The organism is Bacillus sp. VA15 (genome assembly GCF_055721145.1).
On the sequence record NZ_JBVQPQ010000007.1, the window covers coordinates 231070 to 245631 of the forward strand.

Annotated in this window: 14 protein-coding genes; all 14 read left to right on the forward strand. The window is 43.9% G+C overall.

The features are described from left to right. Positions 1 to 8: 8 nt before the first annotated feature. From AC0DBE_RS17835 to AC0DBE_RS17900, 14 genes are read left to right on the forward strand one after another with little or no spacing between them, the layout of a single operon-like run. Positions 9 to 1187, forward strand: coding sequence for a phage portal protein (locus AC0DBE_RS17835; RefSeq protein WP_472963108.1), 1179 nt, complete (start codon positions 9 to 11; stop codon positions 1185 to 1187). Next, entirely contained in the window at positions 1180 to 1770 is a 591-nt protein-coding gene (locus AC0DBE_RS17840; RefSeq protein ID WP_472963111.1) for an HK97 family phage prohead protease, read from the forward strand. The genes AC0DBE_RS17835 and AC0DBE_RS17840 overlap by 8 nt, the downstream gene beginning before the upstream one ends. Next, entirely contained in the window at positions 1767 to 3050 is a 1284-nt protein-coding gene (locus AC0DBE_RS17845; protein WP_472963113.1) for a phage major capsid protein, read from the forward strand. Before AC0DBE_RS17840 ends, AC0DBE_RS17845 begins: the two co-directional genes overlap by 4 nt. Continuing rightward, the gene (locus tag AC0DBE_RS17850) at positions 3031 to 3324 is read left to right on the forward strand and encodes a head-tail connector protein (protein ID WP_017695867.1); all 294 of its coding nucleotides are present in this window, start codon (positions 3031 to 3033) and stop codon (positions 3322 to 3324) included. Before AC0DBE_RS17845 ends, AC0DBE_RS17850 begins: the two co-directional genes overlap by 20 nt. Next, complete coding sequence (locus AC0DBE_RS17855) at positions 3287 to 3631, forward strand: phage head closure protein (protein WP_472963115.1); 345 nt, start codon at positions 3287 to 3289, stop codon at positions 3629 to 3631. The genes AC0DBE_RS17850 and AC0DBE_RS17855 overlap by 38 nt, the downstream gene beginning before the upstream one ends. Then, positions 3615 to 4025 (forward strand): HK97-gp10 family putative phage morphogenesis protein, encoded by a 411-nt coding sequence (locus tag AC0DBE_RS17860; RefSeq protein ID WP_042975091.1) that lies wholly within the window; start codon positions 3615 to 3617, stop codon positions 4023 to 4025. Before AC0DBE_RS17855 ends, AC0DBE_RS17860 begins: the two co-directional genes overlap by 17 nt. Positions 4026 to 4029: 4 nt before the next feature. Continuing rightward, positions 4030 to 4413: a hypothetical protein gene (locus AC0DBE_RS17865; RefSeq protein ID WP_472963117.1), complete on the forward strand. Its 384-nt coding sequence runs from the start codon at positions 4030 to 4032 to the stop codon at positions 4411 to 4413. After that, positions 4410 to 5042: a major tail protein gene (locus AC0DBE_RS17870; protein WP_041345000.1), complete on the forward strand. Its 633-nt coding sequence runs from the start codon at positions 4410 to 4412 to the stop codon at positions 5040 to 5042. Before AC0DBE_RS17865 ends, AC0DBE_RS17870 begins: the two co-directional genes overlap by 4 nt. Then, complete coding sequence (gene gpG / locus AC0DBE_RS17875) at positions 5042 to 5425, forward strand: phage tail assembly chaperone G (protein WP_017695872.1); 384 nt, start codon at positions 5042 to 5044, stop codon at positions 5423 to 5425. Before AC0DBE_RS17870 ends, gpG begins: the two co-directional genes overlap by 1 nt. A 20-nt stretch (positions 5426 to 5445) precedes the next feature. Beyond that, complete coding sequence (locus tag AC0DBE_RS17880; protein ID WP_160215017.1) at positions 5446 to 5610, forward strand: hypothetical protein; 165 nt, start codon at positions 5446 to 5448, stop codon at positions 5608 to 5610. 15 nt (positions 5611 to 5625) lie between these two features. Further along, complete coding sequence (locus AC0DBE_RS17885; protein WP_472963121.1) at positions 5626 to 9921, forward strand: phage tail tape measure protein; 4296 nt, start codon at positions 5626 to 5628, stop codon at positions 9919 to 9921. Between the two features lie 4 nt (positions 9922 to 9925). Further along, entirely contained in the window at positions 9926 to 10756 is an 831-nt protein-coding gene (locus AC0DBE_RS17890; RefSeq protein ID WP_472963123.1) for a phage tail domain-containing protein, read from the forward strand. Between the two features lie 21 nt (positions 10757 to 10777). Further along, a complete protein-coding gene (locus AC0DBE_RS17895; protein WP_472963156.1) occupies positions 10778 to 12655 on the forward strand; it encodes a phage tail protein in 1878 nt (625 codons plus the stop codon). A 5-nt stretch (positions 12656 to 12660) separates the two neighbouring features. Then, on the forward strand, positions 12661 to 14556 hold the full coding sequence (locus tag AC0DBE_RS17900) for a phage baseplate protein (protein WP_052481579.1): 1896 nt from the start codon (positions 12661 to 12663) through the stop codon (positions 14554 to 14556). Positions 14557 to 14562: the final 6 nt, after the last annotated feature.

The following is a 14562-nucleotide window of genomic DNA, read 5'->3' on the forward strand; positions in this document are numbered from 1 at the left end:
GTGAAATCGTGGGGATTATTCGCAGCGTGTTAGACCGATTCACCAAAAGAAGTTTTGATTTCATCGGGAGCTCTTATTTTAATTATGGTTCATACGTAAATGATGAAAATATCTTAAAATCCAGTGATACTTTCAACTTAATGAAGTTGATTAGTGATCAAGTTGCCTTAGCTGAATTTGATGTTGAGGACATAGTATCAGGAAAGAAATCTAACGACCCGCGGGCTGCTCATGCTTTGCGGGTTTTATCATGCCCGAATGATTATTTAACCGGTTTCGAATTTAAAAAGCTACTGACAAATGTGTATTTGCTCCGTGGCGATGTTTACCCATTTTATGATGGGCGCCAGCTGCACATTTTAAATAATGCTTATTCAGAGTTGACTAATTCCGGCATTGAAAAAATCACAGTTGCCGGCGAAGTGGTACCGGGAAATATGGTCAGGCACATAAAAAATATTGGGCTCAGCCATTTAGAAGGTGTTGGCCTCTTAGAATTGGCAAAAGAGACGCTGGAAGGTGTAATGAACGCAGAAAAAGCATTAACGGAGAAATACAAAAAAGGCGGGCTTATGGCTTTTCTTCTTAAATTAGATGCTCATTTGTCTCCGGCGAACAAAACACAAAATAAAACCGTTAATGCAATTCTTGATCAACTTGAGGACATTGAAGATTCCGGTAAAGTGAAGCTAATTCCATTAGGTAAAGGGTACGAAATTGAAGCGCTTGAGTCGCCAGTTGATGATGAAAAAACGTTGAAATACCTGAGTGTTTATAAAAAGGATTTAGGTAAATTCTTTGGACTTGATAAGGACTTGCTGGACAAGCTCGAAGAGAAAGACATGGAACAAGCCATGATGAAACTTTACACTAGCTGCCTAAAACCTATCTTTCGCAATATAGAAGAACATTTGTCCATTTTGCTATTCGGTAAAAACAGTGGGCTGCGTCTCAAGCTGCGACACAATCTTTTAGATTATGTCGGTATGAAAACAAAAACCGATATTGCTTACAACTTGGTGCGGACCTCTATTGCTGTTCCGGATGATGCCCGGGAAATGTTGGGCTTCAAACGGTTGGATACAGAAGAATCAAGCAAGCTTTATATCAGTAAAGACCTCGTGGGCCTTGATCGACTTGAGGATAGTTTAGACAGTTCGCTGAAAGGTGGTGAGGATGATGGATAAGGAGCAACGGACGTTTCATATTAGCGGATTGGAAATCAGAAACCTTGAAGAACAGAAGGAAACGCCACAAATAACCGGTTACGGCGCGGTTTTTAATAGCCCGGCAAACATCGGAGGGATGTTCACTGAGGTTATTGCGCCGGGTGCCTTTTCGAGAGCCCTTGCGAATCAGTCAGATGTAAGGGCTTTGTTTAATCACAATTGGGATTATGTACTCGGTCGGACACGCAGCGGCACCTTAACGTTAGAAGAGGATGACAAGGGGCTCAAATTCACGGTTACGCCTCCGGCAACGTCATGGGCCAGCGATTTACGCAGTAGCATGGAACGCGGTGACATTAATCAGTGCTCTTTCGGTTTCAACGTCATTAAGGATGAATGGAACTATGAAACTGAGCCGGTGACACGGACAATTCAAGAGGTTGAGCTTTTTGAAATTAGCGTGGTGGCGTTCCCGGCTTATGAGGAAACTGAAGCGGTTCTCCGTTCCGGTGATATTTACAAACGGGCGAAAAAAGAACACGAATTACGGATGAAGAAACAACAGATCATTAATAAAATTCAGGAGGCTACAAAAAAATGAAAAAGATTCTTATGAGACGTAAAGCAGCAATCGAAGCACGAATGAACGAAATCCGGGCTGATCTGGAAGGCGATAAAACAGAAGCTTCTGCGGTTGAACAGCTACAAAAGGAAGTTGATGATTTAGCTGCAGAGTTGGAAGAAATCAAAAAAGCGTTAGAAAATCCAGAGGACGACGAAGATCCGGAAGATGAACCGGAGGCAACAGCAGGCGGCGAAGAAGGGCGTACAGGGGATGATCCTGAACCAAATGAAAATCGCAGCGGCATTGATCCGGAGAAAAGAAATGCACTTGTTAATAATATTATGCGTTCATTGTCCTCTGAAAGCCGTACAAAGGCGAAAGAAGGCGAACAGCGCAAAGCCTTTGCAAACTACCTTGTCGGGCGCATCAGTGAATCTGAGGCCCGTGCAATGGGTGTTGAAACAACAAACGGGAAAGTATTAATCCCTGAGACGTTAGCAAAGGAAATTATCACATACGCTCAAGAAGAAAACTTGCTGCGTAAATATGGAACTGTGATTAGAACAAAAGGTACACAGGGATATCCTATTCTTGTTAAGAAGGCCAAAGCGCAGCGGATTAAAACCGAGAGAACGCAAGACAATCCTATTCCGCAAACAGACATTGACTTCGATGAAGTAAAACTAAATCCTACTGAAACTGATGCACTCGTGCTTGTTACGAAAAAATTACTTGCCATGACTGATATGCCTGTGGAACAGACGGTTATTGAGGAATTGAAAAAAGCGTATGTTGATCAAGAAGCAAACTTTTTCTATAACTCTACTGACAACCCGGGCTCTCTGATTCAAAAGGCAGTTGCGTTTACACCGGCTGACATGGAAGTCTATGACAAACTTGTTCGTTTGAAAAATACCGTACCAACATCGAAACTCAAAAACTCTCGTTGGATGATGAACAGAGCAGCTTTAACAGCAGTTGAAACAATCAAAGACAAAAACGGAAATCCACTGTTACGAGAAGCATATATCGAAGGTGCATTCGGTTATAGAATTCTGGGTTATCCAGTGGATGTAACTGATTATGTTGACGGCGGCACGCCAGATACCCCACGCCTTTACTTTGGTGATTTTAGTTCCTTCCGTATTCAGGATGTCATTAATTCAATGGAAGTGAGCAAACTTCTTGAGAAATACAGTGACACAAACCAAGTAGGCTTTAAAATCTGGCATTTGAATGATGGTCAATTGGTCTATGGACCGTATGAACCGACTGTATTCAAATTGGAGTTATCAGATGGCACTACATCGGCTTAATGACAGGTTAATAGAGCATTTGAAATTAGATGACAGCGAAGAAGAATCTTTGCTGTCTTTTTATTTGGAGTCGGCCACGAATTATATCAAAGCTGCTACAGGGTACGAGAATGATCATCTGATTATTTTGCTTGCCGGTATTTTTTATGAATACAGGGTGACAGAGAAAAGCATGGCCCTTGCTGTCGATGCTTTAACGCCGTTAATAATATCGGCGGAAATGAGAGGTGAGGACAGTGGGAGTGAATCCGGGGGATCTGAAACATCGAATTAGAATTGAGAAACGGGAGCCCGGGCAAGACCCGGTTACTCGAAAGCCGAAACATGTCTGGACTCTATTTGCAAAATCATGGGCTGAGATTATGCAGCCAAAGGATCGCTGGATCATCCAAGCAGCTGCAGAGCATCAAGAAACAACGGTCTGGTTCCGGATACGGCACCGAGAAGGTATAGAAGCAGGAGAAATGCGTGTCGTTTATAAAAGGCAGCCTTACAAAATAAAAGAAGTGATTCCGGATTTACAAAATAAAGGACTCATGACGCTCCAATGCGAGGGGTGGGACAATGAGAGTATCACTTGATATTGAGGGTTTGGACGATATGATCAGTCAATTGGAGAGAAAGGGAAAGGACATGCAGAAAGTAACACCCAAAGCACTGAGAGCCGGCGGACGTGTCCTTGCTCAAGGCATGAAAGACGAGGTTCCTGTCTCTGACATTGATCATGTGCATATAAGGGATGACATTAAAGTCAGACAGACGCCTAAAAAAGACCGGCCGATGCCTGATGTCATCACCTTTGATATTGGACCCGGTAAGGAAACAGCGTGGAGAGCGCGGTTTGTTCATGACGGATTCGTGGCTGCTAACGGCCGATTCGTCCGAGGCAATCCGTTTGCCGTCCGCGCTTTTCGTATTAAGAAAGAACAAATAGTGCAAGCCATTGCGCGGGAGTATCAAAAGGCAATGAGGTGATACCATGATCAACTATGAGCCGGTCATAGCAACTGAACTATATGAAGATGAAACAATCAATCAATTAACGGGCGGACGGGTGTATGCGGGGGAGTTTCCAAGCGAATTTTCCAGTCAGTATCCTCACATTCTTGTTGCCGAAATGGACAACGTCGATGTGAGCTATTCAGACAATAAGGCCCGAGCGTCAGAGATAGACATTCAGGTGAATATCTGGATCAAGGCTGACGATAACATAGGCCCGTTACAAACGGCAGTTGATAACAAAATGAAGTCTCTGAATTGTAAGCGAATCACAGTTTCCTCTTTCAATGAGAGCGAAAGAGATGCGTTTAGAAAAGCTTTTTTATATAGAACCATAGTTAAATTAGAGGAGGAAAACAAATGAGCGTCATCGTGGGTTTAGAAAATGCAGTTTATGCAAAATTGATTAAAGACGAAAAAGGAAATATTCAATACGGTGAGGTCAAACCGTTTGCTCCGGCCATTCAGGCAAAAGTTGATACATCATCCGAAAATTCAACAATTTACGCTGATAACGGCCCAATTATCGTTTTATCAAGTATCGGGGAAACAAAGCTGAATTTCAGCACTACTGAAATTCCTCAAGAAGTCTTGTCAGATATTACAGGTCAAAAAATGGTGAAGGGTGTTATTGCTTGGCGTCAGGATGCCGTTGCTCCTTATGTGGCTTTCGGTTTTACAGGAACGAAAGAAGACGGCAATGTGCGGCATGTATGGCTGACAAAAGGGAGATTCGGAATTCCTTCAGCTGACTGGAAAACGAAAGAAGAGAAGATTGACGGGCAGACGGAAGAGATCGAGGGCACATTCGTACAGCGGGCGGATAAAGTCTTTAAAATCACAGGTGATAGCAGCGTGGAAGGTTTTGAGGAATATAAAGATACATTCTTTGATCAGGTGTTTGATTTAAGCAAATTAGAAGAAACTGGCGCGACAGCTGCCTCCCTTGAAAAGAATGAATCAAATACTGATGCAGCGGGGGTGACTGAATAATGAGCAAGCCTTTAGAGATTACACTAAGAATTGATGGTGAATTCCGTACCTTTACGCAGGAATTTGTTCCGTTCAAGATCAAAAGAAAAGCACTTGAAATTGAAAAGTTCATTCAAGAAGAAAAGCCGGATATTGAAGAAGTTGAAAAAAGACATTTTAACCTGATCGTTGAGATTTTTGAAAAGAAATTCACTTTAAAGCAGCTTGAAAATGGCTTGAATGCTATTGGTCATAATGAAGTGATTTACGACATTATCGGCGTTGGTATTTTAGGTTATAAATCACGGGAAGAGATTGAAAAGGAAAAAGAGGACCTAGACTTGGGAAAGCTTCTGGAAAAAATAATGGAGGAAAACCAACAGTCACCCTCGACGAAGCAATAGACCGAATTAAAGACATATATTTGGATTTATTAAAGCAAGGATGGACGCTGCATGACATTGATAACAGCGACTATCCTTTTTATGTTGAGCTGCTTGAGCATCAAGCGAAAAAGAATGATCCGGTACAACAGCGAAAAAAATCTTGGGAACAAGCCCAAGTAGTACCGATTGACCATGTATTCTAACGGGGAGGTGAGGGAATGGCTACCGAAAATCTAGGAAATATGATTATGCGTCTCGGTGTCGATGACAACGGCGTATCGAGCAGCATGGAAAATATCACTGAGAAAATGAAGCTCGTACGAAGTGAAATGAAAGCCTCCGCCTCCCAATTTGGTCAGTTAGGTGATGCTTCTGATAAGTTACGTCAGAAACAAGACGGGCTTTCCAAACTGTATCAATTACAGGGTTCAAAGATTGAGCAACTCAAGAAAAAATATGATCAACTGGCGGCTGAGAAGGGTGATAACTCAAAAGCAGCCCTTGATCTTGCTGAGAAAATCAACAAAGAAGTCGCTAATTATAATCGACTTGGACAAGCCTTAGAGCGTACTACGGTTGAAATCAATACACAAAACTCTGCTTGGACAAAAGCCGGAAAGACTTTAAAGGAATACGGCGAGGATTTAGAAAAACAGGCCAATCGCATGAAAACCATCGGGACCGTTGGTTTTGCCGGAATTACGGCTCCAATGGGGGCGCTGGGGATTATGGCAATTAAGTCAGCTTCAGACGTAAAGAAAGCGCAAGGATCAATTCAAGCGCAAATGGGGCTCACAAAACAAGAAGCTGAGGAAGCCACAAAAGCCGCAACAAACCTATGGAAAGAGGGTTTCGGTGAGGACGTTGGCGATGTTACAAACGTAATTAGCAACGTCCGCAGAAACATTAAATCGTTGGGTGATGCATCGAGCGAGACTGTTCAAAGAGTGACGAAAGACACAATGACAATTGCTGAGTCGTTTGACCAGGAGGGCAATGACATCACAAAGTCAGTCAACGCCATGCAAAACTCTTTTGATAATCTGTCCGTTGATAAATCTATGGACTTGATTACCTCCGGTTTCCAGAAGGGCTTAAACTATTCTGACGAGTTTCTAGATTCGATCAATGAATACTCGAATCAATTCTCTGCTGCAGGCTTTTCAGTTGAGCAGATGTTTTCTATTTTCGAGGCTGGCGCAGAATCCGGAGCCTTTCAACTGGATAAGGTTGGCGATTTAATCAAGGAAATGAATATCCGTTTGTCCGATGGGACGGCGGACGATGCCATGGGGAAACTGTCCAAACGCACACAAGAGTTGTACGCCGAATTCAAAAAGACCGGCAAAGGCGGCGATGAGGTTTTTTCTGCTGTTATGAAAGACATTGATGGCATGAAAAACAAAAGCGAAGCCTATGTGATCGGTCAGTCTATTATGGGTACTCAATTTGAGGACTTAGGACAAAAAGGCGTCTCTGCGCTTGCGAATGTAAAGAACAGTTTCGACAACGTAGACGGAGCCACGAAAAAGGCCAGTCAGTCATTAAAAGACAACTTCGGTGACCGTGTGACAAAGGACATGCGTGAGCTACAAACGAATTTGATTCCAGTTGGTGAGATACTGCTGGATAAAATTGAACCGGCTTTGCAAAAGACAGGTGAAATGATTGGTGATTTTACTGAGTGGTTTCAAAATCTTTCACCTTCCATGCAAAATACCGTTGTTATAGCCGGTCTGGTGGCTGCGGCATTCCCTCCGGTTGTCATTGCATTAGGCGCGGTTGTTTCAAGCGTCAGCACCCTTGTAGGCGCTATGGGACGAGGTGCGTCTGTGTTTGGCCGTTACCGTGCGGAGGCAGCATTGACACGCACGACTACAGCACAGCTGGCAGCGACAAACGCTGCGGCCTCTGTGAGCTTGGCAAAAGGTAACGCTGCGGTTACTCGGACCACTCGGGGCATGAGAGGAATGAATACCGCGACTGTGGCGGCTTCCGGGGCTATGTCTACATACGGCGGGAAATGGGGCAATGTCCTCAGCATCGCTACTATGTTTCTCCCTGAGATTTTAAAGGGCGGAAAAGGACTTCTTGGCTTCGGGAAAAACGCTGCCTCTGCTGGAACAGGGCTTCTCGGCTTTGGAGGAAAAGCAAAGACAGCGAGCACCGCGGCTACCACATTAAGTACCGGGGCAGTACAAACAACCGGGAAACTGGCCGGATTAGGCGGCAAAGCGTTGGGCCTTGTGAAAAGCTTCGGAAGTGTTGCCCGTGTTGCCGGCGTTGCGCGCCTTGGTTTCAGTGCTTTGGGCGGTCCTGTGGGCTTGACTATCACGGGGGTTTCCTTGCTTGCTGAAGGCGGATACAAGCTCTATAAGCATATGAAAGAGGAAACAATCCCGACGCTTGATAGTTTCGGGGATAGCGTCTCAAAATCCACGACAAAAGCTGTTTTGGGTTACAAAAACTTAAACGATAAGGCTACTGCTCAATTGAATCAGCTGAATTGGTCAGGGCAAAAGGTTTCGAAAGAAGCTGCGGACAATATCAGCAAGAATTTTAGTCAGATGGGCGATAAAATCAAAACGACTATCCAGACGAAAGGAAATGAGAGCTATCAATCCCTTAGTAAATTCCTTTCCAGCAGTAAGACTTTGAGCAATAAAGAGCAGCAAGCCATTCTTGATAACGTGAAGAAAAAGCAGGATGACCAAACGAAAAAGGTTAACGATGCACAAAACCAGATCAAAGCCATTTTGACCAAGGCCAGCACTGAAAAACGGTCTTTGACGAAGTCAGAACAAGAAAAAATCAATTCTATTCAAAAGACCATGATGAATACGGCTGTTAAAACAATGAGTAAGAACGAAGCTGAACAAAAAATGATTCTCGGCCGGCTCAAAAACGAGTCATCCAATATCACAGCGCGGCAAGCTGCAGACACAATCAAAAACAGTATAAAAGCCCGTGATGGCTCTGTGAAAGAAGCGAAAAAGAAATACAAAGAAACGAAAAAGGCTATCGAATATGAACGGGATGTAACCGGCTCTATCAGCGCTGAACAAGCAGACAAGATGATCAAAGAGGCAAAGCGCCAGAAAACTGATTCGATTGATGCTGCAGAGAAAATGCACAAAAAAGTTGTCAAGGAAGCCAAGGCGCAAGCCGGGGAGCACGCTGACGAGATCGACACAGAAACGGGCGACGTAAAAAACGGCTGGGACAAGATGATGGACAAAGTTGACAGCGCTTGGAGCTGGATCAAAGGTCTGTTCTCAGGTGACGATAAGAAATCAAAGCCTAAAGAATCCAAGAAAAAGTCAGCGCCAAAAACTGCCGGCCGGTCATTAGGCGGTAACCAAGTTGGAGCATACGCCAAAGGAACGTCAGCCTCCGGGCACCCGGGCGGCCTTGCCATTACAAGTGAAAAAGGGCGCGAGTTGATTCATGAGCCGGGTGTCGGTACTTATCTTTCAGGCGATAACGGGCCGGAATTGCGGAACCTTCGCCCGGGTTCTTCTGTTCTTCCGAATAAACATACGGAACGACTCTTGAAAAATTACGGTTTTCCGGGGTATGAGGGCGGTATCGGTAAATATTTTGACTGGATCATGAAAGGCTCGGAATATTTATGGGACAAAGCTTCTGGTATGTTCGGCATTGCAGACAAGTTAATTCCCAGCTGGTTCACCAAAAACAGCGGTAGCCCATTAAAAGCCATTGGCAAGCTTGCGCGTATCGGCGTTGATAACCTTATGGGCTCCATTGGTTCATTCTTTACAGGCGGCGGGGGCGGCTCTGCTGCCGTGAAAAAGTGGGTTGCGGAGGCTCTATCTATAAAAGGACTTGGACCTCAATATGCTTCGGCATTAGAGACAATTGCGATGAAAGAATCAGGGGGGAACCCGAATGTCGTAAATACATGGGATTCTAACTGGAAGGCAGGGCATCCATCACAGGGGCTTATGCAATTCATCCCGAGTACCTTCAACGCTTATAAGGAGCCGGGGCACGGAAATATCAAAAATCCGGTTGATCAGGTGTTGGCTTCAATCAACTATCTGAATAGAAGATACGGCGGCATCTTAAATCATCCGGGGCTCGTTTCTATGTCTAAGGGTGGTCCTTATGTGGGTTATGAAATGGGCGGCACGTCTCCGGGATCTGGCGGAACGAAGCTTGCTGCATTGAATGAGCGAGGTTATGACGAGCATATTATCACGACTGATCCTAAATATCGTGAGCGCGGTATCGGAATTTGGGCGAGAGCCGGGGCGGAGCTTGGGGTTTTATCACAAACTGTTCCGGAAATCCCTTCAATTGAACCGATTACGCAGCGCCAAGACGCTCAAATTGCATTACTGGAGGAGCAAAATAGTTTCCTCAAGACCATTGTAAACTCGGTAGAAGGCGGCATCACAGCCGTTGTCGATGTGAATACGTTGGGGGATGCAATCGGGATGAGATCGGAAAGAATCGCGAATCAGAAAATCCTTTTGCGAGGAGCATTGTAAGACAATGAAAGAACTAGACTTAATATTGCCAGATGGAACATATATAAGTGAGCGCCTTCCGGGTGTCTCACTTCTTTCATTTAAGCCGGAATCAGCGAGATTCGAAAGAAATACGTCTAACACCCATCCGTTACGGAATGGGATTTTGATGCCGAGAAAAGGCAATAAGGGGCGATATGTTGAGCGTAAAGTTGTGGTGAAACTGCTTATCAATGCCCGTAACTCACAGCATTTTCATTTGATCAGGGATGATCTGTCCAGACTTTTCACAAGCGAAGACCCTTTTTATATCGGTTACACGTATCAACCTAACAAAAGATGGCTTGTTACGGGTGATGACGGCTTTTCTTTGGAACAAGACTCTAATAAAACGTGGAAAGAGCAAGACATTACGCTTACTGATATTCAAGGGCTTGCAGAATCGCTTTATGATACCTCAGTACCTTTTAAAATTGGCAAATGGAGTCTTGGAATGAATATGGGGAAAGTTGAAAACCCTGTTTACTCATTCAAAAATACAAATCGTTTTGAAGTCTATAACTTGGGAGATGCGGAAGTGTCCCCGATTGATCATAAGTATGACGTCGAGATGTATTTTGAAGGCAAAGACATTGAAATTTTGAACGAAACGACCGGGAAAAGCTACACATTGGTAGGCAGACAGTCGAAAGAAAACAAGCTGAATTTGCGTAAGCATTATACAGTAAATGGATCAACGATTGTCACAACAAAAGGGGCCTGTTTCCCGCCTCTGGCGCCCGGTAAAAATAAATTCAAGATCATTAATGCGACATACAGCGAAATTAAGTTTCTGACACACTTTTATTATAAATAGGGGGTGATCCTTTTGAGTGTTATGTATGTTTTGGACAAGATGAACAATACACCGTACTTAATTCCTGATGTGGACGCGGTATTGACGGATAGTATCGACGGTACAAAGGACCTGACGTTTTCTATTACTCTTACTCAAAACAATGTGATTCCTTTCAACGCATTGGTGGGGAGAAACTTTATACTCGTTGATGAAATCAAGCACAAGAGCCAACGGTACTTTATTAATTCTCCGACTATCAGACAGGAAGGCGAGCAGCTGGCAAAGGACATAACAGCAACCCATATCTATGTCTTTATGCTGGGGAAGCATTACAGAAGCGGATCGATTAGCGGTACAAAGTCGCTTGATGATGCTTTTAAATTTGCTTTGAGCGGCAGCGGATTCACCTATGTCATTATGAAAGATGCAAAAAACATTTCTCCTCAAAAACTTGAGGGCTTTGGAAATAAATACGCTTTGGAACTGATGAACGATATTATCTCAACTTATTCAGTTGAATTAGATGTTGATAACACAACGATTTACGTATATTCAAGAATCGGCAAGAAATTAAAGAAAAAGCTACACTCAGGTGTCAATCTGACGTCCTTGCAAATCACAACCTCAGAGGATAACACCTATACCCGAATAAAAGGCTATGGCAAGAAGAAAGATGAAAAAGACATTCTTAGTGATCAGTCCATTTCCTACGATTCAAAAACGGGCGAGTGGTCTTATGATTCATCTTTGAAAGCCGATTTCACTAAGAAAATAGGCGCTACCTTTACATTTTCGTTTACAGGGACAGGATTCAAATTCAAAACACTTGTCTCTAAACTCGGCGGTAAATGGGAATTTAAAATAGATGACCAAACCAAAACAATCTCGGCCTATAGCGATTCTGATCCTAAAGAAAAAACATTCGATGTTATTCGTGGTTTAGATAGCAAGACTCATAAAGTTGTAGCGACGTTCAAAGGGAAAGACAGTAACAACCCTAACACCAAGGGAGCAAAAGGCGCAACGCCGGTCATGTACCTGTTACGCGGGAATATTCTTACAATCTATCGTTCATTCAAGAATGAAAATGAGGAATACGTTTTCCCTCCGGTTGTTTACATTCACCCCGATGAAAAAAAGTATTTGATCGAGGGGAAGCCTTCATGGGCTCCTGATTACACAGACGATTCCATCACAAAGGAATCAGACATGATCAAGGTGTTGAAAACAAAGGTAAATCCTTACGCCGAAACAAGCTATTCAGTCAATTACCATGAGGTTTTTGAGCTTCTTGAAATTGAGGAGCCAGTAGAAAAAGGCGATACAATAGAGGTTTTTGCTGAGACTGCTTTGAACGGTGTTACCTTTGAAGATTCAATAAGAATTACAGGCATATCGTACGATCCGAACGATTTAACAAAACCACCAAGCCTGACGATTAACGGCGGGAGAAAAACCCCCGAGGATCGAATTGCAGAAGAGAGACAGCGCGCCAAGGAGACAGAACGGTCATTACGGGCCATTAAAAATGAATATGCTGCACAGATTTCAGCGATGAAAAATGAGCTGCAGCAAGCAATTATAAACAGCCAGCAAAGTGATTACCCTCAAACTTTCCCTTACACGCTTCAATACGTGAGTGGGATATGGTCTGTACCGTCTGGCGGTGGGTTTAGTACCACATTAGAAAAAGAGATTGTGCTCAATACGGATAATGAAATCAATATCAAATATGTGTCGTCTGAGCCTTCTTCGCTATTGAAACAAAACGGAATCGCCGTGGCCGTGGATTATGACGGGAGAACGGCGGATCAATTTATCGTGACTTTTTATCAAAATGGAAAGCAAATCAATCCGGATACATTACCCGAAAACTCTAAAGTAACGGTTTTGATTAACGGATTCATGGAGGAGTGAGATGAGTGGCGATTTATTTAGATAAAAATCATACATTAGACCCCGCCTCCGGCCTAGTGGATACCCTTAATGAAAATGCGAGGCTTTCAGAGCTAGCAATCAATGAAAATTACAGCAGACTCAATGCACATAAAAACGCACTGACCGCCCATAAATCAAGTCAAATTGATCATGGCGGTCTTTCTGTTTCTACAGAGATAGAAACGTTAAAGACGCGCTGGGATAACATGATGACCGAATCTGACGGGACCAATATTAAAGAAGTTTTGGACATGCGGGTCAATCACAAAGGAAAGCTTTTTGGATCGGCAAACGCCCGGCTAGTGGAGGATGAAAAAGCCATTGATCAGTTGAGCGCAGCCATTCAAAAAGAATATGAGTTTGATTATACAACTGTCCCAGCTGTCTATCATACAAGTTTAAATCTTGCCGATAGGACCGTGCTGCAGTGCTTTGTAATTGATGAGGAAACGGGCGAGATATACGCGACACAGGTTGCTACCGGAACCACAGACGCGAGTGAAAGCTATGTCATTACCAGGATGAATAAAAACGGCGTAATGCTTGATAGCATGAAATTAATTCATGGCGGGCACGGTACCACAATTGGGCTTGAGAGAGAAAACGGTCAGGTTTATATATGGTCTAATTATAATGTGGTAGATGCGAACGGCAGCACAATTGGGAATGACCTTGTCAGATTCCCATATACAGCCGGCGCGACATTAAACGGCGGTAACGGTGGAATTACGCGTTATAGCAAATTCACAGACGCTTATGTGACTCCTGTAATTGATCAGAAAAACGGTTTGATTGCTTTTCGTATTAAAGGCAGCAATGATGACAGCGTTGTTGAGTTGCGGAAATTGTCAGAAGTAAAACGGGGCGTCAATAACGTTCTCGGGACTGTGGAAATACCGCATGACCTTCACTATCTGCAAGGATTCACAATAGATAATTACGACTTGTATTGGTACACAGGAGATACAAACAGCGTCACCTATCCGGCAGAATTGTCTTTGTTCAGTTTTAAAGATGGGAAGCTCAAAAAGCGGATTACGTGCGATTTTGGCCGAGGACCTGATGGGAAATACGAGGGGGATTTTCGTGAACCGGAATCTGTCTTTCTGTATACGGACCCCGTGACCGGGAAGAAATCACTTTTCGCAGCCATTGCGACCGGTACAGTTGGCAAACGTCTTGCGAAAGTTTACGCCTATCACTCAAAAGATAACGCGGCCACATTCGCGGCAGACTTATCACAAGGATTCCAAGGCTATTCTTTGACCAAAAACAACGGCTCTGCAAAAAGTCTGCCTGATGGACTAACAAAGCTCAAAGACTATCGAAAAGTTGGCTATTATTACATGAAAACAGCGGAAGCAAACAAGATGACGGATCATCCAGATGGCGGAGACGCGGGTTGGTGGCTTCAAAATGCACCGGCTGACGGCTCCGGGTCTGTTATCCAAACTCTCACACGGAACTCAACGGGCCGGTCAATTAAAATCTTTACTCGTGTTGTTACTGGTGAGGGTGTTGCCGGGGAATGGACTGAGTTAATGTCGAGCCAACAAAAGGAATGGATAGACCTTCCCCTGAAAAACGGAGCTTCTAACCCGGATACAAGCAACAAACTGCAGTATGCCATAAATGGCGGCATTGTTCATATTCGTGGAAGAGTGAAAATCCCGGAAAAAGACGGTGTTGTGTTCGCCATTCTGCCGGCAGGAGCAAGACCTCTTAAAAGCTGGTTTGAAGGTTGTCAGGTCGGGGGAACGACGGGCGATAGAAAAATAACTGTTCGAAGCAATGGAGAAGTGGCGGCATTGGGGTTTATGGTCCACAGTGTCGACAACGTCACTTACACTTACGTCAATATTAACTTCCCATTAAATTAAGGAGGG